Source organism: Sphingomonas sp. MMS24-J45, from assembly GCF_044881195.1.
Classification (GTDB): domain Bacteria; phylum Pseudomonadota; class Alphaproteobacteria; order Sphingomonadales; family Sphingomonadaceae; genus Sphingomonas.
On record NZ_CP173255.1, the window covers coordinates 489,926 to 513,672 of the forward strand.

The following is a 23,747-nucleotide window of genomic DNA, read 5'->3' on the forward strand; positions in this document are numbered from 1 at the left end:
AGCCTTCCGCCGGCCAACGGCACCCCCGGGAGTGCGAGTGCCGATCTCGTAAACTCAAGGCCACGCATACATGCGTCGACCGACGCCGCTTATGCGCGGCCCCGGCCCACGGCGCGATGACGCACCCATGAAGAAACTGTCATAATGTGAGAAAGTCGCGCCAGGTCAGCGCGCGGCGATCAGCCGGCGTCGAGGATCGCCTCGATCGCCGCTGTCACCGCGTCAATCTCGCCCATGCCATCGACGCGAGCAAGCAGCCCGCGCGCGGCGTAGATCGGAATGATCGGCTCGGTCTTGGCGCGATATTCGGCCATCCGCGTGCGCACGGTTTCCTCATTGTCGTCCGGGCGGCGCTTGAACTCATGGCTGCCGCACACGTCGCACGTGTCGGCGACCTTGGTCTGCTTGAACACGTCGTGATAGCCGGCACCGCAATTCGCGCAGGTGAAGCGGCCAACGATGCGCGCGACGAGCTTGTCCTCGTTGACCTCAAGCTCGATCACATGATCCAGCGTACGGCCGTGGCTGGCCAAGATGGCGTCGAGCTGTTCGGCCTGTGCTGCGGTGCGTGGGTATCCATCGAAGATGACACCCTGATCGGATGCGAGCGTACCCAGCTTCTCGCCGATGATCCCCGACACGATCTCGTCCGAGACGAGCTCGCCCGCGTCCATCACCGCCTTTGCCTGAAGCCCGACCGGGCTGCCCGACTTGACCGCCGCGCGCAGCATGTCGCCGGTCGAAAGCTGGATCATCCCGCGATCCGCTTCCAGGCGGCTCGCCTGGGTGCCTTTGCCCGCACCCGGCGGTCCCAACAAGATGATGTTCAAGCCGCCACTCCCGTTTGGCTGGTCGCGTCCCGCTTAACGGAGACGCCCGCCCTTCAACTTCGCCTTCTTGATCAGATCACCATATTGGTGCGCCAGCAAGTGCGACTGGATCTGCGTCACGGTGTCCATCGTCACGTTCACCACGATCAGCAAGCTCGTACCGCCGAGATAAAACGGGATCGACAGCGCCGAGACAAGATATTCCGGCAGCAGGCAGATGATCGCCAGATAGCCCGCGCCGATCACGGTGATGCGCGTCAGCACGTAATCGAAATAGTTCTCGGTGTTCTTGCCCGGGCGGATGCCGGGAATGAACCCGCCATAGCGCTTGAGATTGTCGGCGGTCTCTTCCGGATTGAACACGACGGCGGTGTAGAAGAACGAGAAGAAGATGATCCCGGCGCCGTACAGCGTCATGTACGCGATACTGCCGTGCTGCAGATACTGGTTGAGCCAGATGATCGCCGAACCCCAATAGCTGTTGCCCGACACATTGGTGCCGGCGAACTGCGTGATCGTCAGCGGCATCAGCAGCAGCGACGAGGCGAAGATCGGCGGGATCACGCCGGCGGTGTTGATCTTCAGCGGCAAATGGCTGCGATCGGCCTGCATCCCGCGTTGCGTTTGGCGCTTGGGATACTGGATCAGGATACGGCGCTGAGCGCGTTCCATGAAGCAGATGAACAGGATCAGGCCAGCCACCGCCACCGCGATCAGCACCACGGTGAAACCGGTGACGCTGCCGCCGCCGGTGCGCGCGGTCTGCGCCAGATTGTAGAGTGTCGTCGGCAGATTCGCGACGATGCCCGCCATGATGATCAGCGACATGCCGTTGCCGATGCCACGGCTGGTGATCTGCTCACCGATCCACATCAGGAACATGGTGCCGCCGACCAGGCTGATGACAGCCCCGATGACGAACAACACGCCGGGCTGCACGACCACGCCCTGGCTCTGGAAACCGAGCGCGAGGAAATAGCCCTGGATCACGGTCAGCGCGACGGTGCCGTAGCGCGTATATTGGTTGAGCCGCTTGCGCCCGCTCTCGCCTTCCTTCTTGATTGCGGCGAGGGTCGGCGACAGCGAGGTCGCGAGCTGCACCACGATCGATGCGGTAATATACGGCGTCACGCCGAGGGCGATCAGGCTCGCGCGCTTGAGCGAGCCACCCGAGAAGGCATTGAAGAAATCGAGCACACCGCCCGTGGTGCGCTGCGCCAGCGCGGTCAGCGCGGTCGGGTCGATCCCCGGCAGCGGCACATAGCTCAGCAAGCGGAAAACGATCAGCGCGCCGATCGTGAACCACAACCGCTTCTTGAGGTCGGTCGCCTGCGCGAATTTCGACAGGCTGATGCTGGAGGCCATCTGATCGGCTGCGGATGCCATACTGCGTGTCGTCCCGGTAACTACGGTGTCAGGAAACAAAAAACGGCGGAAAGCGTTTGACCGCCCCGCCGCTCATATAGGGGCCCGAACGGGCTTGTCTAATGGCTAGCGGTCATACCGAGCCAAAATCCTAACCGTTACCCCGCCTTGTGCCGGGGTCCACCGTCGCCTGAAACCTTCGGCCGCAGGATTTGCGACGCGGTGGACCCCGGCACAAGGCCGGGGTGACGGTGGTACGATAAGGCTGCCTGTCGTCCGGCTTACGCCTTGAACAATTCCTTGTGCGCCTTGCGCTCGCGATACTTGACGCCCTTCTTGGCGGCAGCCTTTTCAGCCGCGGGAACGACGTGGATCACGTCGACCGAACCGCCAGCCTTTTCGACCGCCTCGATCGCACCCTTCGATGCGCCAGCGACGGTGAACTTCAGCACGGTGGTCAGCTCGCCCTTGCCCAGCAGACGGACGCCGTCCTTGCCACCGCGTGCCAGGCCAGCGGCCTTCAGCGCAGCATGGTCGAGCGACGCATTGGCTTCGATCTTGCCTGCGTCAACCGCAGCCTGGATCGCGCCGAGATTCACCTCAGCATAGTCCTTGGCGAAGATGTTGTTGAAGCCACGCTTCGGCAGACGCATGTGGAGCGGCATCTGGCCGCCTTCGAAGCCGGCGATGGAAACGCCCTCGCGGCTCTTCTGGCCCTTCTGGCCGCGTCCGCCGGTCTTGCCCTTGCCCGAACCGATACCACGGCCGACGCGCATTTTCGACTTACGCGCACCGGCGTTGTCACGGATATCATTGAGTTTCATGTGTGCACTCGCTTTCGCTTTTGTCGCGCTGGATAAAATGAGGAAGGGGGCCGTTAGCCCCCTGCCCCGTGTTTGTCACTAGTATTCCGCACGGAGCGGAACCCAGAAGCTTACGCCTCGATCTTCACCATGTGCGCGACCTTACGGATCATGCCGCGAACTTCGGGCGTGTCCTGCAGCTCGCGCGTGCGGTGCATCTTGTTGAGGCCGAGGCCGATCAGCGTTGCGCGCTGGTCCTTCTCGCGGCGGATCGGCGAACCGGTCTGCGTGATTTTGATGGTTGCCATCGGTCTTTACTCCACGATCGCTGCGGCTTCAGCCTGGGGCGCTTCCGAGCCACCACGGCCGAGCAGATCGGCGATCTTCTTGCCACGACGCTGCGCAACCGACTTCGGCGAGACCTGGCTGGTCAGCGCTTCGAAGGTCGCACGGATCATGTTGTACGGGTTGGACGTGCCGACCGACTTGGTCACCACGTCGGCAACGCCGAGCGATTCGAACACGGCGCGCATCGGACCGCCCGCGATGATGCCGGTCCCCTGCGGGGCCGAACGCACGGTGACGAGACCGGCACCGAAGTGCCCGCGGCCGTCATGATGCAGCGTGCGGCCATCCTTCAGCGGAACGCGGACCATTGCCTTCTTGGCAGCAGCCGTTGCCTTGCTGATCGCTTCCGGCACTTCGCGTGCCTTGCCGTGACCGAAGCCGACGCGGCCCTTGCCATCGCCAACGACGACGAGTGCTGCGAAGCCGAAGCGCTTACCGCCCTTGACCGTCTTCGAGACGCGGTTGATGTGAACCAACTTCTCGATCAGCTCTTCGCCGCCGTCATCGGCGCCGGGGCCACCACGACCGCGATTGTCGCGACCGCCGCGGTTGTCACGGCCGCCACGATTCTGACCGCCGCCGGGGCCACCACGGCCACGACCGCCGCGGGGACCGCGTGCATCAGCTGCCGGAGCGCCTTCGGGTGCTGCCGAAGCTTCGGTTGGGATGTTGTCGTCAGCCATAATTAGAACTCCAATCCGGCTTCACGCGCGGCAGTCGCCAACGCCTTGACGCGACCGTGGAACAGGAAGCCACCGCGATCGAACACGACCTGCGTGACGCCAGCAGCCTTGCAGGCTTCGGCGATGCGGGTGCCGACGGCGGTCGCCGCGTCGATGTTGGCACCGGACGTGTCGCGCACGTCCTTTTCCAGCGTCGAAGCAGAAGCGATCGTCACGCCCTGCGCATCGTCGATGATCTGCGCATAGATGTGGCGGCCCGAGCGGTGGACCGACAGCCGCGGACGGCCCGATCCACGCGCGCGGAGCGCGGTGCGGTTGCGGCGGCGCCGCTTCTCGAAGAGAGACATACCCTTGGTCGACATTACTTCTTTTTCCCTTCCTTGCGGAAGATGAACTCGCCGTCGTACTTGATACCCTTGCCCTTGTACGGCTCGGGCTTGCGCCAGCGACGGATTTCAGCGGCCAGCTGGCCGACCTTCTGCTTGTCGGTGCCCGAGATCTCGACCGTCGTGTTGTCGGGGGTCTTTACGTCGATCCCTTCCGGCACGTCGATGTTGACGTCGTGGCTGTAGCCGAGTTTGAGGTTCAGCGTCTTGCCCTGCACCGCGGCGCGATAACCCACGCCGTTGATCAGCAGCTTCTTGGTGAAGCCGTCCGACACGCCGGTGATCAGGTTCTGCACCAAAGTCCGCTGCATCCCCCAGAAGGCCCGCGCACGCTTGGTGTCGTTTGCAGGGTTAACGGCGATGCCGCCGTCTTCGAGAACATAGCTGATCTCTTCGCGCAGCGGCATCGCGAGGGTGCCCTTGGGCCCCTTCACGCTGAGCTGCTGGCCTTCGATCGTCGCGGTCACACCGCTGGGGATCGCGACCGGCTTTTTACCGATGCGGCTCATATCAGAACACCTCCGCGAGGACTTCGCCGCCAACATTCTGTTCACGCGCTTCGGCGTCGGACAGGACGCCGCGTGGCGTGGAGACGATCGTGATGCCGAGGCCATTCATGACCCGCGGCAGCTCGGTCGATGCCGAGTAGACGCGACGGCCGGGCTTCGACACGCGCGCGACATGCTTGATCGCAGGCTGGCCCTCGAAATACTTCAGCTCGATGCGGATGCCGGCCGTCGGGCCCATCTGCTCTTCGCTGTAGCCACGAATGTAGCCTTCGCGCTGCAGCACGTCGAGCACACGGGTCCGCAGCTTCGAGCCCGGCGTCAGGACGGAGTCCTTGCGCGCGCGCTGGCCGTTGCGGATGCGGGTGAGCATATCACCCAGGGGATCGGTCAATGCCATCTGTTGATCCTTACCAGCTCGACTTCGTGACGCCCGGGATGAGGCCCTTGTTGGCCAGATCGCGCAGCTGAACACGGCAGAGACGGAACTTGCGATAATAAGCGCGCGGACGACCCGTCAGCTCGCAGCGGTTGCGGATGCGCGTCGGGTTCCCGTTGCGGGGAATCTCGGCCATCTTGAGACGGGCCTCGATCCGCTCGCCGTCGCTCAACGACTGATCGGCAGCGATCGCCTTAAGCGCCGCGTACTTGGGCGCATACTTCTTGACCAGCATCTTGCGACGCTCGTTCTTATTGACAGAACTTACCTTCGCCATCTTATGCCGCCTTCTTTTCGCTATCAGCGTTTTCGATCGGGAACGGGAAGCCGAACAGACGGAGCAGCTCGCGCGCTTCGTCGTCAGTCCGCGCCGTCGTCGTGACGATCACGTCCATGCCGCGGATCTTGTCGATCTTGTCGTAGCTGATTTCCGGGAAAACCAGCTGCTCCTTCAGGCCGCAGGCATAGTTGCCACGGCCGTCGAACGACTTGGGGTTCAGCCCGCGGAAGTCGCGAACGCGCGGCAGCGCGATCGTGATGAAGCGGTCGAGGAATTCGTACATGCGCTCACGACGAAGGGTAACCTTCACGCCGATCGGCATTCCCTCACGCAGCTTGAACTGCGCGATCGACTTCTTCGCCTTCGTGACGACGGGCTTCTGGCCGGCGATCAGCTCCATTTCCTGGGCTGCCTGGTCGACCTTCTTCTTGTCCTGCGTGGCTTCGCCAACGCCCATGTTCAGCACGATCTTCTCGATCCGCGGAACTTCCATGGCGTTCTTGTAGCCGAACTTGTCGGTCATCGCCTTGACGATCTTGTCGTCATAGATGCCCTTCATGCGGGGCTTGTAAGCTGCATCAGCCATCGATCTTGTCTCCGGTCTTGACCGCAACACGGACTTTCTTGCCGTCCTTGGTCTCGAAACGAACGCGGGTCGGCTTGCCGTCCGCGGTTACGTGCGCGACCTTCGAAATGTGCAGCGGCGCTTCGGCGCGCTTCAGGCCACCCTGCGGGTCACCCTGGCTTGGCTTCACGTGACGAACGGCGATGTTGACGCCCGACACAACGACCTTGTCGGCCTTGGGCAGTGCCATCGTGACTTCGCCGGTCTTGCCCTTGTCCTTGCCCGACAGGACGATGACGCGGTCACCTTTCTTGATCTTAGCGGAAGCCATTACAGCACCTCCGGCGCGAGCGAGATGATCTTCATGTGCTTTTTGCCGCGGAGCTCACGCACCACTGGGCCAAAGATACGCGTGCCGATCGGCTCTTCGTTCTTGTTGACCAGCACGGCTGCGTTCGAATCGAAGCGGATCACGGTGCCATCGGCGCGGCGAATGTCCTTCGCCGTACGCACGATGACGGCACGGTGCACGTCGCCCTTCTTCACGCGGCCGCGGGGTGCGGCTTCCTTCACGCTGACGACGATGATGTCGCCGACGCCTGCAACACGACGCTTGGAACCCCCAAGCACCTTGATGCACATTACCCGCTTCGCGCCGCTGTTATCTGCGACGTCGAGATTGGATTGCATCTGGATCATGGATCCGCTTCCTTCTCTTCTCTGACACCGATTCCGACCGGTGCCGCCTCAATGAACCGACGCGTTACGCGTCGACGTCGACCCGCTCGGGCGTCGCATGGGTGTTAACCCGATCGACGACCTTCCAGGTCTTCAGCTTGGAGATCGGTGCGGTCTCTTCGATCCGCACGGTTTCGCCCTGCTTGTATTCATTGCCCTCATCATGGGCATGATACTTCTTCGTACGGCGGATGATCTTGCCGTAGAGCGGGTGCTTTACCTTACGCTCCACGTTCACGACCACCGTCTTGTCGCCCTTGTCGGAGACAATCAGCCCCGTCAGCACGCGCTTTGGCATGTCTAAATCCTTACTTCGCAGCCGCGTCGCGAGCGCGAGCGGTCTGAAGGGTTTTGATCCGGGCGATGTCACGACGGACTTCGCGAACCCGGCTCGGCTTTTCGAGCTGGTTGGTCGCGGCCTGGAAACGGAGGTTGAACGCCTCGCGCTTCAGGTTGCCGAGCTCCTCGGTCAGTTGATCCTCGGTCTTGGCGACCAGGTCGGAACGACGCGTGTCGATCTTGGCCATCTTATGCAACTCCCAGATGCGAGGTGTCGCCGAGACGGGCAACGACCTTCACCTTGATCGGCAGCTTCATCGCTGCACGGCTGAACGCCATCGCGGCGATGTCACCCGGAACGCCGTCCAGTTCGAACAGAATCCGGCCCGGCTTGACGCGGGCTGCCCAATATTCCGGCGAACCCTTGCCCTTACCCATGCGGACTTCGGCGGGCTTGCCCGAGACGGGAACGTCCGGGAAAACGCGGATCCACAAACGCCCTTGGCGCTTGATGTGACGCGTGATCGCGCGGCGGGCCGCTTCGATCTGGCGTGCGGTGATCCGGTCCGGCTCCATCGCCTTCAGGCCGTACGACCCGAAGTTGAGCGTGGTGCCACCCTTGGCGTCGCCGTGGATGCGGCCCTTGAAGGCCTTGCGAAACTTGGTCTTTTTCGGTTGCAGCATGATCTATTCCTTAGCGGCGCGGATCAGGCCGGACGCCGGAAGTCTGCGCTTCCATCATCAGCCGGTCGGTCGCCATCGGGTCATGACCCAGGATTTCGCCCTTGAAGATCCACACCTTCACGCCGCACACGCCATATGCGGTGTGCGCCTGCGCTTCGGCATAATCGACGTTGGCGCGCAGCGTGTGGAGCGGCACGCGACCTTCGCGATACCATTCCGAGCGCGCGATTTCGGCACCGCCCAGACGACCGCCGCAGTTGATGCGGATGCCCTCTGCGCCCAGGCGCATCGCCGACTGCACCGCACGCTTCATAGCGCGACGGAAAGCGATACGACGCTCGAGCTGATCGGCAATGCCCTGTGCGACGAGCTTGGCATCGACTTCCGGCTTGCGGATTTCGACGATGTTCAGGCTCACGTCCGAGCTGGTCATCTTGCCGAGCTGACGGCGCAGCTTTTCGATGTCCGCACCCTTCTTGCCGATGATGACGCCGGGGCGTGCTGCGAAGATCGACACGCGGCACAGCTTGGCCGGACGATCGATCACCACCTTGGAGATCGCGGCCTGCGGCAGCGTCTTCAGGATGAACGCGCGCATCTTGAGATCTTCGAGCAGAAGACGGCCGTAATCGGCGCCTTCAGCGTACCAGCGGCTGTCCCAGGTGCGGTTGATCTGCAGGCGCAGACCGATGGGGTTCGATTTCTGGCCCATTACGCTTCTTCTTCCACTTCGCGAACGACGATGCGCAGGCGGCTGAACGGCTTCAGGATGCGGGTCGACTTGCCACGACCACGCGTTGCGAAACGCTTCATCACGATCGACTTGCCGACCGATGCTTCGGCGACGACCAGTGCATCGACGTCGAGGTTATGGTTGTTCTCGGCGTTGGCGATGGCCGATGCCAGCACCTTGCGCGCTTCAACCGCCATGCCCTTGGTCGAGAATTGCAGGATGTTCATCGCATCGCCGACCGGTTTGTTGCGGATGAGCGCTGCAACCAGGCCGAGCTTCTGCGCGGAACCACGGATCTGCGTGCCGACCGAGAGGGCTTCCTTCTCGCCGACCTTGCGGGGGGATTTAGCCTTCGACATTAGCGCTTGCCCTTCTTGTCCGCGGCGTGGCCAGGGAAATAGCGGGTGGGTGCGAACTCGCCGAGCTTCATGCCCACCATGTCCTCGTTCACCGAAACCGGCACGAACTTGCGGCCGTTATAGACGCTGAACGTGAGGCCGACGAATTGCGGCAGGATCGTCGAACGACGCGACCAGGTCTTGATCGCACCGCGCGCATTGGTTTCCTGCGCGGTTTCTGCCTTCTTGAGCAGATGAAGGTCCACGAACGGACCCTTCCAGACTGAGCGAGCCATCTTAGCCCTTCCTCTTCGTCGAATGACGCGAACGGATAATCATCTTGTCCGTCGCCTTGTTGTGGCGGGTGCGCGCACCCTTGGTCGGCTTGCCCCACGGGGTAACCGGATGACGGCCGCCCGAGGTCCGGCCTTCACCACCGCCGTGCGGATGGTCGACCGGGTTCTTGGCAACGCCGCGGGTCAGCGGGCGGATGCCCAACCAACGGTTGCGACCGGCCTTGGCGAGGTTGGTGTTGCCATTGTCGGGGTTCGACACGGCACCGACCGTCGCCATGCAGTTCGCATGGATGTAGCGCTGCTCACCCGAATTCAGGCGGACCATCACCATGCCCTTGTCGCGGCCGACGATCTGCACATAGGTGCCAGCCGAACGGGCGATCTGGCCACCCTTGCCCGGCTTCATCTCGACGTTGTGGACGATCGTGCCGACCGGCATCTGGCCCAGTTCCATCGCGTTGCCCGGCTTCACGTCGGTCTTCTTGTCGGCGATGACCTTGTCACCAACCGCGAGACGCTGCGGCGCGACGATATAGGCGACGTTGTCCTTGCCTTCGGCCGTCTTGCCATAGTTGATCAGCGCGATGAACGCGGTGCGGTTGGGATCGTATTCGATCCGCTCGACCGTGCCCTCGACGCCCCACAACCGACGCTTGAAGTCGATGATGCGATAGCGCTGCTTGTGACCACCGGCGATGCCGCGCGAGGTCACATGGCCCTTGTTGTTGCGGCCACCGGTCTTGCGCTTGCCTTCAGTCAGCGCCTTGACGGGGCCGCCCTTGTGCAGACCGGACCGGTCGATCAGGATCAGACCGCGGCGTGCCGGGCTGGTCGGGTTATAATGCTTCAATGCCATCGGATCAGATCCCCGTCGTCACGTCGATGGACTGGCCGTCCTTCAACGTCACGATCGCCTTCTTGATGTCGGAACGGGTGTACGGAGCGCCCTTCCAGCGCTTCGTCTTGCCCTTCTGGACGATCGTGTTGACGCCCAACACGGTCACGTCGAACAGCGCCTCGACCGCAGCCTTGATCTGCGGCTTGGTCGCGTCGTTGGTGACCTTGAACACGACGGCGTTATGCTCGCTGAGCAAGGTCGCCTTTTCGGTGATGTGCGGTGCGACGATCACGTCATAATGACGCGCGTCGATCGCGGCTTTCTGCTTAGCCATTGAAGCGCGCCTCCAGCATGTCGACGGCAGCGCGGGTCAGAACCAGCGTGTCGTGCTTCAGGATATCGTAAACATTGGCACCAGCGGCCGGCAGCACGTTGATCGTGTGCACGTTGCCCGCGGCAAGCGCGAAGCTGGTGTCGACTGCGTCGCCATCGATGACGAGTGCGGTCTTGCCTGCGCCGAGCTTCGCCCAATCCGCCAGCAGCGTCTTGGTCTTGTTCTCGGCAACCGTGAGGCTGTCCATGACGATCAGCGTGCCGGCCTGTGCATGGCTCGACAGCGCCATCTTCAGACCGAGCGCGCGAACCTTCTTGTTCAGCGACGGGTTGAAGTCGCGGACGCGGGCGCCGTGCGCCTTACCACCACCGATGAACACCGGCGCACGGCGATCGCCGTGACGGGCGGTACCGCCGCCCTTCTGGTTGCCGAACTTCTTGCCGGTGCGGGCAACGTCGGCGCGCTCACGCGTGCCACGTGCGGTCGCACGACGCTTTTCGAGCTGCCAGGTTACGACGCGGTGCAGGATATCGGCACGTGGATCGAGGCCGAAGACCTCGTCGTTGAGCTCGACGTCCGTGCCGGTCGCACCATCGAAAGACTGAGATGTAACCTTCATGATCAGCCCTCCTGGCCGTCGGTCGCATCCACGGTCGCTGCTTCATCAGCAGGCGTGTTCGCGGGAGCGGTGTCGTTGTTGTTCGCGACCTGCTTCAGACCAGCGGGGTACGGCGCATCGGCGTGACGCGCGACCTTGACCGAGTCCTTGACGAGCAGCCAGCCACCCTTCGAGCCAGGGACCGAGCCCTTGACGAAGATGAGGCCGCGCTCGACGTCGGTCGAAACGATTTCGAGATTCTGCTGGGTGCGGTTCTTGTCGCCCATGTGCCCGGCCATCTTCTTGTTCTTGAAGACCTTGCCCGGATCCTGGCGTTGACCGGTCGAACCGAGCGAGCGGTGCGAGACCGAAACGCCGTGCGTCGCGCGCAGACCGCCGAAGCCCCAACGCTTCATGCCGCCCTGGAAGCCCTTACCCTGGGTCACGCCCTGGATATCGACGATCTGGCCAGCGACATAATGGTCGGCCGAGATGGTCGCGCCGACTTCGAGCAGCGCATCTTCGCTCACGCGGAATTCGGCCAGCTTCGCCTTGGGCTCGACTTCGGCCTTGCCGAAATGGCCACGCTGCGGCTTGGCGACGTTCTTTGCTTTTGCGGTACCCGCGCCCAGCTGGACTGCGACATACCCATCACGATCGGCCTCGCGAACGGCCACAACTTGCAGATTTTCGAGTGCCAGAACGGTCACGGGCACGTGGCGCCCGTCGTCCTGGAACCAGCGGGTCATCCCCATCTTTTTCGCGATCACGCCAGTGCGCATGATCAATGCTCCATTCAATGCAGAGGCACCCCTCGGACCATTCCGAAGGGTGCGTACTAGCCCTGTTTTATTTTATACTGCGGCCCCGACCCGGGCTGGTGCTCCCCGCGTTAGCGGTGGAGCGTGTCGGGGGACGCAGACCCAAGCGAACTTGGCGGTATCCCGTCTATCTGGCGCCGCCGAAGCGGCACCGAATCTCTGTGGAGGCGCGCTCTTACGCGAGCTTGATTTCCACGTCAACGCCTGCGGCGAGGTCGAGCTTCATCAGCGCGTCGACCGTCTGCGGGGTCGGCTGCACGATGTCGAGCATGCGCTTGTAGGTGCGGACCTCGAACTGCTCGCGCGACTTCTTGTCGATGTGCGGACCGCGGTTCACGGTGAACTTTTCGATGCGCGTCGGCAACGGGATCGGACCACGGATCAGCGCGCCGGTGCGACGTGCGGTGTCGGCGATGTCGCCGGTCGCCTGATCGAGCACACGATGATCGAACGCCTTAAGACGAATGCGGATATTGCTGTCCATAGTCCCTACCGATGCGAAAGAGCGGGCCCCGTAAACGATACGGCTTCGGGGCTCTTGCTGTTAAAACTAAATCAGAGGCGGGCCACTAACCGAGCCTCTCACAAATAGCAACCGCCCCGGCTGCCTTTCGGCGACCGGGGCGGCACTATTTTTTTAGATGCTTAGTTCGAGATACCGCTGACGATACCCGAACCCACCGTACGGCCACCCTCACGGATGGTGAAACGCTGGCCGACGTCCATGGCGATCGGTGCGATCAGCTTGACGCCGAGCGCGATGTTATCGCCGGGCATGACCATCTCGGTGCCCTCAGGCAGCTCGACGGTGCCGGTCACGTCGGTCGTGCGGAAATAGAACTGCGGACGATAGTTGGCGAAGAACGGCGTGTGACGGCCACCTTCGTCCTTCGACAGCACGTACACTTCCGACGCGAAGTCGGTGTGCGGCTTGATCGAGCCGGGCTTGCAGAGAACCTGACCACGCTCGACCTCTTCACGGCCGACGCCGCGGATCAGCGCGCCGATGTTGTCGCCGGCCTGGCCCTGGTCGAGCAGCTTGCGGAACATTTCGACGCCCGTGACGGTGGTCTTGCGGGTGTCGTTGATGCCGACGATCTCGACTTCTTCGCCAACCTTGACGACGCCGGTCTCGACGCGGCCGGTGACGACGGTGCCGCGACCCGAAATCGAAAACACGTCTTCGATCGGCATCATGAACGGCTTGTCGAGCGGACGCTCGGGCTGCGGCAGATAGGTGTCGACCGCTTCCATCAGCTTCAGCACGGCTGCCTTGCCGATTTCCGGGTTGGTGTCGTTCAGCGCGCAAACGGCCGAACCCTGGATGACCGGGATGTTGTCGCCGTCGAAGTCGTACGACGAGAGCAGTTCGCGGATTTCCAGCTCGACGAGCTCGAGGATCTCGGGATCGTCGACCAGGTCGACCTTGTTCATGAACACGACCATCGTCGGCACGCCGACCTGACGGGCGAGCAGGATGTGCTCGCGGGTCTGCGGCATCGGGCCGTCGGTTGCCGACACGACCAGGATCGCGCCGTCCATCTGCGCTGCGCCGGTGATCATGTTCTTCACATAGTCGGCGTGACCCGGGCAATCGACGTGCGCATAGTGGCGTGCGGTCGTCTCATACTCGACGTGTGCGGTCGAGATGGTGATGCCGCGCTCGCGCTCTTCCGGCGCCTTGTCGATGTTGTCGTACGACGTGAAGGTCGCGCCACCGGTCTCGGCGAGCACCTTGGTGATCGCAGCCGTCAGCGACGTCTTGCCATGATCGACATGGCCGATCGTGCCGATGTTGAGATGCGGCTTGGTCCGCTCAAACTTTGCTTTCGCCATGATATCCTACCTTGATTGATTCGGTTCGCGGCCTTCCGGGCTCCACGCGAAGGCGCGCCCTTAACGACCTATTTCAGATAACGCCAGCCCTTAGCGTGATACGCCTCAGGCGAGCTTCGCCTTCACCTCGTCCGCCACGTTCGACGGCACTTCGTCGTAATGCGAGAACTGCATGCTGTACTGCGCCCGCCCCTGCGTGAACGAACGCAGTTGGTTGACGTAGCCGAACATGTTGGCCAGCGGCACGACCGCTTCGACCGTCTGCGCGTTGCCACGGCTGTCGGTGCCCTGAATCTGGCCACGACGGCTGTTCAGATCGCCGATCACGTCGCCGAGATAATCCTCGGGCGTCACGACCTCGACCTTCATGATCGGCTCGAGCAGCTTGATCCCGGCCTTCTGCGCGGCTTCACGCATACACCCACGGGCGCAGATTTCGAACGCCAGCGCGCTCGAGTCGACGTCGTGATACTTGCCGTCAGTCAGCTCCACCGAGAAATCGATAATCGGGAAGCCGATCATCGAACCGGTCATCGCGGTCTCGCGCATACCCTTTTCGACCGAAGGAATATATTCCTTCGGGACGTTACCGCCCTTCACCGAATTGATGAAGACGAAACCGGAACCGCGCTCGCCCGGCGTCAGCTTGACGCGGACTTCTGCGAACTGGCCCGAACCACCCGACTGCTTCTTGTGGGTGTAGGTCAGCTCGACCGGCTTGGCGAGATATTCGCGATACGCCACCTGCGGCGCACCGACATTGGCCTCGACCTTGAACTCACGGCGCATACGATCGACCATGATCTCGAGGTGAAGCTCGCCCATGCCCTTCAGCAGGGTCTGACCCGATTCGTGGTCGGTCGAAACGCGGAACGACGGATCTTCGCGTGCAAGACGGTTAAGCGCGACGCCCATCTTTTCCTGGTCGGCCTTCGTCTTCGGTTCCACCGAGACTTCGATAACCGGCTCCGGGAATTCCATCCGCTCGAGAATGATCGGATCGCTCTGTGAGCACAACGTATCACCCGTCGTCGTGTCCTTCAGACCGGCGAGCGCCACGATGTCACCCGCATAGGCAACCTGGATGTCCTCACGGTCGTTCGCATGCATCAACAGCATACGGCCGACCTTTTCCTTCTTGTCCTTGACCGAGTTGGTCACCGACGACGCCGTCTCAAGCTTGCCCGAATAGATGCGGGCGAAGGTCAGCGTACCGACGAACGGATCGTTCATGATCTTGAACGCCAGCGCCGAGAATGGCGCGGTGTCGCTGGCAGCGCGGCTGTCCGGCGTCACGCCGTCAAGCTTCAGGCCTTCAATCGCCGGCACGTCGAGCGGCGACGGCAGATAATCGATCACTGCGTCGAGCAGCGGCTGGACGCCCTTGTTCTTGAACGCCGAACCGCACAGCACCGGCACGAACGAGGAGTTCAGCGTGCCCTTGCGGATCAGCGCCTTCAACTGCTCGGTGGTCGGCTCGGTGCCCTCGAGATACGCCTCCATCAGCTCGTCGTCCTGCTCGACGGCCATTTCGATCAGGTCGCTGCGATACTTCGCCGCCTTCTCGACCAGGTCAGCGGGGATCTCGCGATATTCGAACTTCGCACCCAGCGATTCTTCGAGCCAGATGATCGCGCGGTTCTCGACCAGATCGACCAGGCCCTTGAACTCGCTCTCGATGCCGATCGGGAGATACAGCACGGCCGGACGCGCGCCGAGGCGCTCGACGATCGAGTTGACGCAGAAATAGAAGTCGGCGCCGGTACGGTCGAGCTTGTTGACGAAGCACATCCGCGGAACCTTGTACTTATCCGCCTGACGCCACACCGTCTCCGACTGCGGCTCAACGCCGGCCACGCCGTCGAAGCAGGTGATCGCACCGTCGAGCACGCGCAGCGAACGCTCGACTTCGATCGTGAAGTCGACGTGGCCGGGGGTATCGATGATGTTGATGCGGTGGTCGTTCCAGAAGCACGTGGTAGCAGCCGACGTGATCGTGATCCCGCGCTCCTGCTCCTGCTCCATCCAATCCATCGTCGCGGTGCCTTCATGCACTTCGCCGATCTTGTAGGACTTGCCGGTGTAGTAAAGAATACGCTCGGTCGTCGTCGTCTTGCCGGCGTCGATGTGCGCCATGATGCCGATGTTGCGATAGCGTTCGAGCGGATGGCTGCGGGCCATGTCAGTGCTTCCTTAGCGATGTGGGGAGCCGGATGGTCCAGCTCCCCACGATATAGGGTACGATTGCAGCGAGTTCCAGCCTACCAGCGGTAGTGCGAGAACGCGCGGTTGGCTTCCGCCATGCGGTGCGTATCTTCGCGCTTCTTCACCGCGTTGCCGCGGTTGTTGGCGGCGTCCATCAGCTCACCCGACAGGCGTGCCGACATAGTGTTCTCCGACCGCGCACGCGCAGCGGCGATCAACCAACGGATCGCCAGGGCCTGAGCGCGCTCCGGGCGCACTTCGACCGGGACCTGATAGGTCGCACCACCGACGCGGCGGCTGCGGACTTCGATGCCGGGCTTCACGTTGGTAAGCGCGTCATGGAACACCGCGACGGGGTCCTTCTTCGCACGCTGCTCGACGGTTTCCATCGCGCCGTACACGATCAGTTCCGCGACGGACTTCTTACCGTCCAGCATCACCGAGTTCATGAACTTCGAGAGGACCTCATCACCGTATTTAGGATCGGGGAGGATGATACGCTTTTCTGGGCGACGACGACGTGCCATTTCAAATTCCTTCGTTCTTCAGCGGGTCCGAAACGCGTTCGGGGCTTACTCTGGCTAATTACTTGGGACGCTTGGCGCCGTACTTCGACCGCGACTGGCGACGGTCCTTGACACCCTGCGTATCAAGCACGCCGCGCAGCACGTGGTAGCGCACGCCGGGAAGATCGCGAACGCGACCGCCGCGGATCAGCACGACCGAGTGCTCCTGCAGGTTGTGACCCTCACCCGGGATGTAGCTGATGACTTCGCGGCTGTTGGTCAGGCGGACCTTGGCCACCTTGCGCAGTGCGGAGTTCGGCTTCTTCGGGGTCGTCGTATAGACGCGGGTGCAAACGCCGCGCTTTTGCGGGTTCGCTTCCATCGCAGGGACCTTGTTCTTGGCCTTCTGCTGTTCGCGGCCCTTGCGGACCAGCTGGTTGATCGTCGGCATGAATCTCTTCACCTTGAGAAATTGGTTACTTTGCTGGAGCCGAAAGCTCGAAATACAAAAAGGGACCGACGGAGACATAACACCTCCCGGGCCCTGGAATGCATCCAGCAATGTTCAGGCACTCATCCGGGAGCAAGCCCCCTGACAGGTCGGGTGCGCATACAGTGCGACTCGGACGAGGTCAACTGGCGGGTGACATGCCCTACCCGCCCCGCTAGGTGACAGCGATGACATATGACCTGCTCATCGTCGGCGGCGGTATCAACGGTTGCGCGATCGCGCGCGAGGCGGCGCTGCTCGACCTCAAAGTCCTGCTCGTCGAGCGCGACGATCTCGCCGCGCACACCTCGTCCGCCTCGACCAAGCTGATCCACGGCGGCCTGCGCTATCTCGAATATTACGACTTCAAACTCGTTGCCGAGGCGCTTCGGGAACGCGAGCGCCTGGTCAAGGCAGCGCCGCACATCATCCACCCGCTGCAATTCGTCCTGCCACACGAAAATGCCGTGCGGCCGTGGTGGATGCTCCGGATCGGTCTGTATCTTTACGATTTCCTGGGCGGCAAGATGTCCCTCCCCCGCTCGCGGGGCCTGCGCAAGACCGACACGGCGTTCAGCGCGCCGCTCAAGGGCGGATCGCGCGGCTTCGTCTATTCCGACGCTTTTGTGGATGATTCGCGCCTGACGGTGCTCAACGCGCTGGACGCGGCGCTCAACGGTGCCGACATCGTGGTCGGCACTGCGCTCGAGTCCGCGCGGCGCGAGGGCGATGTCTGGCGCGCAACGCTGTCCGACGGCCGCACCGCCGAGGCCCGCGCGATGGTCAATGCCGCCGGGCCCTGGGTGCATCAATTGCTCGGACGGCTCGGCGTGAACGCCGCATCGGGCGTGCGGCTGGTCAAAGGCAGCCATATCGTCGTGCCCAAACTGTTCGACGGCGACCACGCCTATATCCTGCAGCAACCCGACCGCCGCATCGTCTTCGCCATCCCCTATCAAGGGGCCTTCACCGAGATTGGCACGACCGACATCCCCGTCGATGCGCCCGAGGATGCGCAGATCGACGCGGGCGAGATCGCCTATCTGTGCGAGGCGGTGAACCGCCACTTCATCAAGCAGATCACCCCCGCCGACGTCACCTCGACCTGGTCGGGCGTGCGCCCGCTCTATGACGACGGGGCGAGCGAGGCCAAGGAAGTGACGCGCGATTACGTGCTGGAACTGGATACCAACGGCCCCACCCTGCTGTCGGTTTTTGGCGGCAAGATCACGACGGCACGGCACCTGGCTGAGGAAGCGCTGGAGAAGCTGAGCGCTCCGATGGGCTTTGCTTCGCATCCGGTGACACGTGCGCGCGTTTTCCCCGGCGGCGCGATCGCCGACCTCCACAGCTTCATTGCGCACGTCCGCGCGACATGGCCCTTTCTGGGGGAGGCACGGTCCGAGCGGATGGCGCACGCCTATGGGACGATGCTCGCCGAGATGCTGGAGGGCGTCGATAGCGAAGCCGCGATGGGCGCGGATCTGGGCGGCGGCCTGACCGAGGTCGAGGCACGCTGGCTACGCACGCGCGAATGGGCGCGCACCCCCGCCGATGTGCTCGAACGCCGCACGAAGCTCGGCCTGCACCTCACCCCCGCCGAGCAAGCGCTCTTCGCGGAGCGCTGGGCGGCCCTCGGATGATTCACGTCGCTGCGCTCTACCGCTTCGCGCGCTTCCCCGATCCTGCCGCGCTTCGCCAGCCGCTGCTCGACCTGTGCGCCGAAAACGGGGTGAAGGGCACCCTCCTGCTCGCCCGCGAGGGCATTAACGGCACGATTGCCGGCCCCGAAGACGGCATCAGCACCGTCATCGCGCATATCCGCACCCTGCCCGACTGCGCCGACATTGCGGTAAAATACAGCCATGCCGCGACCATGCCGTTCCACCGCCTAAAGGTTCGGCTCAAACGCGAGATCGTGACGATGGGCGAACCCGAGATCGATCCGCTGGGCGGCGTCGGCACCTATGTCGCACCTGCCGACTGGAACGCGCTGATCGACGATCCCGATACGATCGTGATCGACACGCGCAACGCGTATGAAGTGAAAGTCGGCAGCTTTGAACGCGCGATCGACCCGCAGACCAACGCCTTTAGCGATTTTCCCGCCTGGGCCCGCGCGCACCGCGCCGAGTTGGAGGGCAAGAAGATCGCGATGTTCTGCACCGGCGGCATCCGCTGCGAGAAATCGACCGCGTTTTTGAAGGCCGAGGGCCTCACGGACGTCTTCCACCTCGAAGGCGGCATCCTGAAATATCTGGAAGAGGTGCCGCCTGAGCAAAGCCGCTGGCACGGCGAATGCTTTGTGTTCGACGAACGCGTCGCGGTCGGCCACGGCCTTGCGCCCGGCACGCACGAACTGTGTCGCGGTTGCCGGATGCCGGTCAGCCCGGAGGACCGCGCATCACCGCTGTTCGAAGAAGGCGTCGCCTGCCCCGCCTGCACCGCCACCAGCGACGCCACCAAGCGCGCGGCGGCCGCTGAACGCCACCGTCAGGTCCGCCTGGCCAATGCCCGCGGCGAAACCCATGTCGGCGCGACCGCGGCAAAGGGCGCGCACTCAAAGTGATACGACCGGACCAGCCAGCCAAGTAGATGTTCCGGATCCGAAACAATAAGAGCTTCATTTACGTTACGATAACGAAACATTTTAGCCAGCAATGACTATAATGTATTTAACGCACGGTTTACCGGATCAATCGGTCCGTTACGGTCCTGATACATTATATTAAAACGATTGAGGTGACATCATCCCAAAGGATGAGTATGCCTCATATGATGTTGTTGCAGTCCGCCCAATTCGATCGATTCGTATCCGCTGCTACTGGAGCCGGCGGTCTGGTTGCTGACCGCCGTATCGCGGTATGCGGCACGCATCGCAGTGGAACGACTTTGCTGGGCGATTTATTGAGCGCCGACCCGCGCACTGCTCAACTTTTCGAACCGTTCAGCCCGCTCAGCGGAATCGCCTGCGTGGATCGCTGGTATGCGTCCGCCGACCGCCCGGGCAGCCCCTGGCGTCAGGTTATCGACGATTACATTGCCGGCCAGAATACCAAGTGGCAAACCCGCAGCGACGAAACCCCGAACCTGGCACGCTGGCTCAAAGGTACGCCGATGCTGCGCGAATATGTCGCGGCGCGGCTCCGTCGGCCGCGCCGGATCGTCATCAAATGCCCATATCTTTCACTGTCCGCGCAATATTTGATCGAGCGGCATGATTTTCGGGTGCTGTTCACCGTCCGTCACCCCGGCGCGTTTCTCGCCTCGCTGCAGCGGGTGCAATGGGATGCGGCGGTCTGGCTGGATGATCTGGTCGCGCAGGGTTCCTGCTCCCGCGAGGAGCGCGCCATGGCCACGACGCAGGCCGCACAGGCCGGGCTGCTATGGAGGGTCGTCAATCGGCATGCGCTCGAAACGCGGCGGCGCTTTCCGGACTCGGCGGTGCTCCTGTCGCACGAGGATTTCTGCGCCGATCCGCACGGGGAGATGGCGCGCGTAACGCAAGCGCTTGGCATTGCCTATTCACCCAAGATGCGCGATGCGGTTACGCACGCAACGGGCGGCGAGGTCGTTATCCCGCCGGAAGGAAAGGTCGAGCATCTGGTGCGCAATGCGGCGGCGATGGTCGGCGAATGGCGCAATCGCGTGACGGCCCGCGACGAAGCCGAGCTACGGCAAATCTGCGAGCCGCTCTATCAGGAACTCGTCGGTACCGACTGGCTCGGTCACCCGCTCGCCGCCACCGTCACCGACCGCGCTACGGAACACTCGATAGCGGTCTAGCATTCGCCCGCCCCGCCGGAACGGATGGGGTTAGAGTCGATCGGGCTCGCACGCGATGCCGTCGTTATCGCCATCCATATCGGCGCGGTAACCGGGCTCACCACGATAGATCGGCGCCGTTCCTGCTGCGCGTGCCGCATTACAGCCGCCCCAATCATCGCCCGGCTGGGGTTTACGCGCGCGTTTCAAGCCGGTCGCGACCGCCACGGTGCTCGCTTTGGTCGCAACGGCAGCACGCCCTTGCGGCGACGTCACGACACTCCCGATACCCAGCACCACGCCCAGCGCGCCCGCGCCGAACAAAATGGACTTAGCCGACATTCGATCGAGCATATTCATCTCGGCACATTACGTCCGCACGGTAAAGAACCCGTGTCGCCGCGCAGTTAACGCGCTGTCCTACAAACAGCGACCGATGATAGGCTGGCTATCGGCATCGTACTGGCGGCGTGGGGGCCTCTTTGAAACGTCCGATCACAGGCCTTTTTCAGGCACGACTTTCCGGGGGAGTCGAGACCGGCATCGTAGCGCCGATGGCGTGACTTTGGTGTGACTTTACGCGCGCTCCGATGGACTAATAACTCCGCCCGACCAGTACGCGCTCCACCGCCGGATCGCCGGTAAAGACGCACGGGCCATCCACGGCAGCCTGCTCGATCGGCGCGTTGCGCAGCGTCAGCTTCAGTGCCTTCAGCCGCTCGACCACTTTGTCCAACGCCGCGCCGGTCGGTTTCGCCCATTGCACTTCGAGCCAGCCGGGGTTCTTCACCCCCTCGGCAAAGTGCCGCTCGACCGTCGCGAAGTCGATGGCCGGCGTGATGTTCGCGTTCAACCGCGTCCGCGCCTCGGTGTGGAGCGAAGTTTGAATGTCCCCGAGCATCGCGGAAACGGTCGATACGAAATCTCCGCGGGCGATAACCGCGCTGTCGAGCTTGCCATCCTCACGGTACAGCCGGTCGCGCCGGATCACGGACACGTTCCCGCCTGCCACGTCGCGCCCGCCGACCTCGATCACGATCGGCGCGCCTTTCTTGACCCAGCTCCACCGCTTGGTCGCGGCCTTCCCGAATTTGAGGTCGAGCAGCGCCCGCACCGGCTCCCCAAGCGCCGACTGTGCCGCCAGCTCCGCCTGCAGGCTTTTGCAATACGCGACGATCTCGGCATCCTCGGGGTTGTCGCGGAGCATCGGCACGATCACCACTTGCCACGGCGCGATCACCGGCGGCACGCGCAGGCCGTCGTCATCGCCATGCACCATGATGACGCCGCCGATCATCCGCGTCGACACGCCCCAGCTGGTCGTGTTCGCAAATTCGAACACCCCTTCCGAATTCTGGAACTTGATGTCCTGTGCCTGCGCGAAATTGGTGCCCAGGAAGTGGCTGGTCCCCGCCTGCAGCGCTTTTCCGTCCTGCATCATCGCCTCGATGCTGTAGGTCGCGACTGCGCCGGGGAAGCGCTCATTCTCCGGCTTTTCTCCTGCCACCACCGGCAGAGCGAGGCAATCCTCGGCGAAGCTGCGATAGACCTCCAGCATCTTGAGCGTCTCGTCCCGCGCTTCTTCGGGAGTCGCGTGGGCGGTATGCCCTTCCTGCCACAGGAACTCGGACGTGCGCAGGAACATGCGCGTGCGCATCTCCCAACGCACCACGTTAGCCCATTGGTTGATCAGCACCGGCAGATCACGCCACGATTGCACCCAGCGCGCGAAGGCCGCGCCGATCACCGTCTCGGAGGTCGGCCGCACGACGAGCGGCTCCTCCAGCTTCGCGGCCGGATCGGGCACCAGCCCACCCTTGCCATCGCTCACCAGCCGGTGATGGGTGACGACCGCCATTTCCTTGGCGAAGCCCTCGACGTGATCCGCCTCCTTCTCGAAATAGGAAAGCGGGATGAAGAGCGGAAAATAGCAATTCTCATGCCCCGTCGCCTTGATACGATCGTCGAGCAGGCGCTGGATTCGCTCCCAGATCCCGTACCCCCACGGCCGGATCACCATGCAGCCGCGCACGCCTGATTCCTCGGCCAGATCGGCCTCCGAAATGACGGATTGATACCAGGCCGAGAAGTCGGCTTCACGAGTGACGGGGAGTGCGCGTTTGATCATGGCCGAGCGGATAGCCCGACGACATCGGCGGACGCCAGCAAAAGCTGCATTGAGCGTGAGTCAGCTCGCGATCGAATCACTCGAAAGCGCAGCGAGATCGATTACGCCATCCCGCATAATTGCCCGAAAGTAGCGCGGCTTGAGATTGGCTCCGTAGCGCAGGTTTAATAGCATCCATCCCAAATCGTGCGTGCCCGGACAGGCCGGCGCGGCACGATGCTCGTCGGCGACCACGCGCAACGTACCCGCCAACTCCTTAAGCCCGAGATGCACCTGACGCTCGCTAGAGCTAACCAATCGTGACCTAAGCGACTCGTTTGCAACGGGTTCGCCGGTCACCTGATGGCGAAGTCTGGCGGACAAGCGATAGGAGACATCCTTCAACGCAAGGACCCTGTGCGTCTTGCCGCCATATTGGCGCAAATCAATCCACCGGTGCACGATCGGCCGTAAAACGATGACTCGCTCAACATCCCAGCGATACTGTGGGTCGCTGAATACTATATCGAGGACACGTGCCGCGACCGGGGGGGAGATGACGTCGTAAGTAACGAGATCAGCCGAAAATTCAGGTCGGCGGAAGCACGCTAGTTCGCCGCTAACAATAACATCGAGCTGCAGAGTTTCTACTCCGTTTTCTATTAGTTCACTATATGTTCGTAGCACATATTGCAGATTTTGACACGTCTGAAAAATCCAAAACGGATGCAGCCGCGAGCGCGGTAGGATGAATCGCGCGATATGCTTTTCTGGTGCCGCATTGGGCACCAAAGCTGAGAGGACTTTCCTCATGGACCTTCGCGTCGTTCTGGTTCGTACCGTCAAAGTGGAAATTCATATCGCCTCCCGAGGATCGGGGAGCGCAGCGCGCCCGGCACCGTCGCCGCATCGCGCGCCGGAGCGATGCCGCCGGCGTTGAAGAGGTGCGGCCTCGCGGTCGGGATTGCGTCTAG

The 23,747-nt window shown here is 62.7% G+C and carries 33 protein-coding genes; 3 read left to right on the plus strand and 30 right to left on the minus strand.

Annotated features, from left to right (window positions below; all coding sequences use genetic code 11):
• Positions 1-179 precede the first annotated feature (179 nt).
• From AB5I39_RS02520 to rpsL, 27 genes are all read right to left on the minus strand, one after another.
• On the minus strand, positions 180-830 hold the full coding sequence (locus AB5I39_RS02520) for an adenylate kinase (protein WP_404370726.1): 651 nt from the start codon (positions 828-830) through the stop codon (positions 180-182).
• A gap of 33 nt (positions 831-863) precedes the next feature.
• Positions 864-2,216: a preprotein translocase subunit SecY gene (gene secY / locus AB5I39_RS02525; RefSeq protein ID WP_404370729.1), complete on the minus strand. Its 1,353-nt coding sequence runs from the start codon at positions 2,214-2,216 to the stop codon at positions 864-866.
• Positions 2,217-2,476: 260 nt separating this feature from the next.
• On the minus strand, positions 2,477-3,019 hold the full coding sequence (gene rplO, locus AB5I39_RS02530; protein WP_404370732.1) for a 50S ribosomal protein L15: 543 nt from the start codon (positions 3,017-3,019) through the stop codon (positions 2,477-2,479).
• A gap of 110 nt (positions 3,020-3,129) precedes the next feature.
• Positions 3,130-3,306 carry a 50S ribosomal protein L30 gene (rpmD, locus tag AB5I39_RS02535; RefSeq protein WP_010403711.1) on the minus strand — a complete coding sequence of 59 codons (177 nt, stop codon included), beginning with the start codon at positions 3,304-3,306 and terminating at the stop codon, positions 3,130-3,132.
• Positions 3,307-3,312: 6 nt separating this feature from the next.
• A complete protein-coding gene (rpsE, locus tag AB5I39_RS02540) occupies positions 3,313-4,029 on the minus strand; it encodes a 30S ribosomal protein S5 (RefSeq protein ID WP_404370734.1) in 717 nt (238 codons plus the stop codon).
• A gap of 2 nt (positions 4,030-4,031) precedes the next feature.
• Positions 4,032-4,391, minus strand: coding sequence for a 50S ribosomal protein L18 (gene rplR / locus AB5I39_RS02545; protein WP_404370737.1), 360 nt, complete (start codon positions 4,389-4,391; stop codon positions 4,032-4,034).
• Positions 4,391-4,924: a 50S ribosomal protein L6 gene (gene rplF / locus AB5I39_RS02550; protein WP_404373970.1), complete on the minus strand. Its 534-nt coding sequence runs from the start codon at positions 4,922-4,924 to the stop codon at positions 4,391-4,393. The genes rplR and rplF overlap by 1 nt, the downstream gene beginning before the upstream one ends.
• A 1-nt stretch (position 4,925) precedes the next feature.
• Positions 4,926-5,321 carry a 30S ribosomal protein S8 gene (gene rpsH / locus AB5I39_RS02555; protein ID WP_404370740.1) on the minus strand — a complete coding sequence of 132 codons (396 nt, stop codon included), beginning with the start codon at positions 5,319-5,321 and terminating at the stop codon, positions 4,926-4,928.
• 10 nt (positions 5,322-5,331) lie between these two features.
• On the minus strand, positions 5,332-5,637 hold the full coding sequence (gene rpsN / locus AB5I39_RS02560) for a 30S ribosomal protein S14 (protein WP_404370743.1): 306 nt from the start codon (positions 5,635-5,637) through the stop codon (positions 5,332-5,334).
• Between the two features lies 1 nt (position 5,638).
• Positions 5,639-6,226 (minus strand): 50S ribosomal protein L5, encoded by a 588-nt coding sequence (gene rplE, locus AB5I39_RS02565; RefSeq protein WP_404370746.1) that lies wholly within the window; start codon positions 6,224-6,226, stop codon positions 5,639-5,641.
• Positions 6,219-6,536, minus strand: a complete 318-nt coding sequence (rplX, locus tag AB5I39_RS02570; RefSeq protein WP_404370748.1) for a 50S ribosomal protein L24 — start codon at positions 6,534-6,536, stop codon at positions 6,219-6,221. Before rplX ends, rplE begins: the two co-directional genes overlap by 8 nt.
• Entirely contained in the window at positions 6,536-6,904 is a 369-nt protein-coding gene (rplN, locus tag AB5I39_RS02575; protein WP_404370751.1) for a 50S ribosomal protein L14, read from the minus strand. The genes rplX and rplN overlap by 1 nt, the downstream gene beginning before the upstream one ends.
• 64 nt (positions 6,905-6,968) lie before the next feature.
• A complete protein-coding gene (gene rpsQ / locus AB5I39_RS02580; RefSeq protein ID WP_404370754.1) occupies positions 6,969-7,241 on the minus strand; it encodes a 30S ribosomal protein S17 in 273 nt (90 codons plus the stop codon).
• A gap of 10 nt (positions 7,242-7,251) precedes the next feature.
• Positions 7,252-7,470, minus strand: a complete 219-nt coding sequence (rpmC, locus tag AB5I39_RS02585; RefSeq protein WP_404370757.1) for a 50S ribosomal protein L29 — start codon at positions 7,468-7,470, stop codon at positions 7,252-7,254.
• A gap of 1 nt (position 7,471) precedes the next feature.
• On the minus strand, positions 7,472-7,906 hold the full coding sequence (rplP, locus tag AB5I39_RS02590; RefSeq protein WP_404370759.1) for a 50S ribosomal protein L16: 435 nt from the start codon (positions 7,904-7,906) through the stop codon (positions 7,472-7,474).
• Between the two features lie 10 nt (positions 7,907-7,916).
• Complete coding sequence (gene rpsC / locus AB5I39_RS02595; protein WP_404370761.1) at positions 7,917-8,618, minus strand: 30S ribosomal protein S3; 702 nt, start codon at positions 8,616-8,618, stop codon at positions 7,917-7,919.
• A complete protein-coding gene (rplV, locus tag AB5I39_RS02600) occupies positions 8,618-8,998 on the minus strand; it encodes a 50S ribosomal protein L22 (RefSeq protein WP_404370764.1) in 381 nt (126 codons plus the stop codon). Before rplV ends, rpsC begins: the two co-directional genes overlap by 1 nt.
• Positions 8,998-9,273 carry a 30S ribosomal protein S19 gene (rpsS, locus tag AB5I39_RS02605; RefSeq protein WP_010164582.1) on the minus strand — a complete coding sequence of 92 codons (276 nt, stop codon included), beginning with the start codon at positions 9,271-9,273 and terminating at the stop codon, positions 8,998-9,000. Before rpsS ends, rplV begins: the two co-directional genes overlap by 1 nt.
• A 1-nt stretch (position 9,274) precedes the next feature.
• A complete protein-coding gene (gene rplB / locus AB5I39_RS02610; RefSeq protein WP_404370768.1) occupies positions 9,275-10,129 on the minus strand; it encodes a 50S ribosomal protein L2 in 855 nt (284 codons plus the stop codon).
• Positions 10,130-10,133: 4 nt separating this feature from the next.
• Positions 10,134-10,445 carry a 50S ribosomal protein L23 gene (locus AB5I39_RS02615; protein WP_404370771.1) on the minus strand — a complete coding sequence of 104 codons (312 nt, stop codon included), beginning with the start codon at positions 10,443-10,445 and terminating at the stop codon, positions 10,134-10,136.
• Entirely contained in the window at positions 10,438-11,064 is a 627-nt protein-coding gene (gene rplD, locus AB5I39_RS02620; RefSeq protein WP_404370774.1) for a 50S ribosomal protein L4, read from the minus strand. Before rplD ends, AB5I39_RS02615 begins: the two co-directional genes overlap by 8 nt.
• Positions 11,065-11,066: 2 nt before the next feature.
• Positions 11,067-11,825 carry a 50S ribosomal protein L3 gene (gene rplC, locus AB5I39_RS02625; RefSeq protein ID WP_404370778.1) on the minus strand — a complete coding sequence of 253 codons (759 nt, stop codon included), beginning with the start codon at positions 11,823-11,825 and terminating at the stop codon, positions 11,067-11,069.
• 214 nt (positions 11,826-12,039) lie between these two features.
• Positions 12,040-12,348: a 30S ribosomal protein S10 gene (rpsJ, locus tag AB5I39_RS02630; protein WP_007406109.1), complete on the minus strand. Its 309-nt coding sequence runs from the start codon at positions 12,346-12,348 to the stop codon at positions 12,040-12,042.
• 161 nt (positions 12,349-12,509) lie between these two features.
• On the minus strand, positions 12,510-13,700 hold the full coding sequence (gene tuf, locus AB5I39_RS02635) for an elongation factor Tu (protein WP_404370785.1): 1,191 nt from the start codon (positions 13,698-13,700) through the stop codon (positions 12,510-12,512).
• A gap of 105 nt (positions 13,701-13,805) precedes the next feature.
• Entirely contained in the window at positions 13,806-15,881 is a 2,076-nt protein-coding gene (gene fusA, locus AB5I39_RS02640) for an elongation factor G (RefSeq protein ID WP_404370788.1), read from the minus strand.
• A gap of 80 nt (positions 15,882-15,961) precedes the next feature.
• Positions 15,962-16,432, minus strand: coding sequence for a 30S ribosomal protein S7 (rpsG, locus tag AB5I39_RS02645; RefSeq protein ID WP_404370791.1), 471 nt, complete (start codon positions 16,430-16,432; stop codon positions 15,962-15,964).
• Positions 16,433-16,490: 58 nt separating this feature from the next.
• On the minus strand, positions 16,491-16,862 hold the full coding sequence (rpsL, locus tag AB5I39_RS02650) for a 30S ribosomal protein S12 (protein WP_404370794.1): 372 nt from the start codon (positions 16,860-16,862) through the stop codon (positions 16,491-16,493).
• Between the two features lie 227 nt (positions 16,863-17,089).
• Between rpsL and glpD the strand changes: the two genes are divergently transcribed.
• The 3 genes from glpD to AB5I39_RS02665 all read left to right on the plus strand — a co-directional run bounded on the left by glpD (position 17,090) and on the right by AB5I39_RS02665 (position 20,687).
• Entirely contained in the window at positions 17,090-18,544 is a 1,455-nt protein-coding gene (gene glpD, locus AB5I39_RS02655) for a glycerol-3-phosphate dehydrogenase (RefSeq protein ID WP_404370797.1), read from the plus strand.
• On the plus strand, positions 18,541-19,470 hold the full coding sequence (locus AB5I39_RS02660; protein ID WP_404370800.1) for a rhodanese-related sulfurtransferase: 930 nt from the start codon (positions 18,541-18,543) through the stop codon (positions 19,468-19,470). The genes glpD and AB5I39_RS02660 overlap by 4 nt, the downstream gene beginning before the upstream one ends.
• Positions 19,471-19,679: 209 nt before the next feature.
• On the plus strand, positions 19,680-20,687 hold the full coding sequence (locus AB5I39_RS02665; RefSeq protein WP_404373972.1) for a sulfotransferase: 1,008 nt from the start codon (positions 19,680-19,682) through the stop codon (positions 20,685-20,687).
• Between the two features lie 30 nt (positions 20,688-20,717).
• On the opposite strand, the gene AB5I39_RS02670 is transcribed toward AB5I39_RS02665, so the two are convergent.
• The 3 genes from AB5I39_RS02670 to cas5 all read right to left on the minus strand — a co-directional run bounded on the left by AB5I39_RS02670 (position 20,718) and on the right by cas5 (position 23,586).
• A complete protein-coding gene (locus tag AB5I39_RS02670; RefSeq protein ID WP_404370803.1) occupies positions 20,718-21,008 on the minus strand; it encodes an excalibur calcium-binding domain-containing protein in 291 nt (96 codons plus the stop codon).
• 253 nt (positions 21,009-21,261) lie between these two features.
• On the minus strand, positions 21,262-22,794 hold the full coding sequence (locus AB5I39_RS02675; protein ID WP_404370806.1) for an aminoacyl--tRNA ligase-related protein: 1,533 nt from the start codon (positions 22,792-22,794) through the stop codon (positions 21,262-21,264).
• A gap of 60 nt (positions 22,795-22,854) precedes the next feature.
• Positions 22,855-23,586, minus strand: coding sequence for a CRISPR-associated protein Cas5 (gene cas5, locus AB5I39_RS02680; protein ID WP_404370808.1), 732 nt, complete (start codon positions 23,584-23,586; stop codon positions 22,855-22,857).
• Positions 23,587-23,747: the final 161 nt, after the last annotated feature.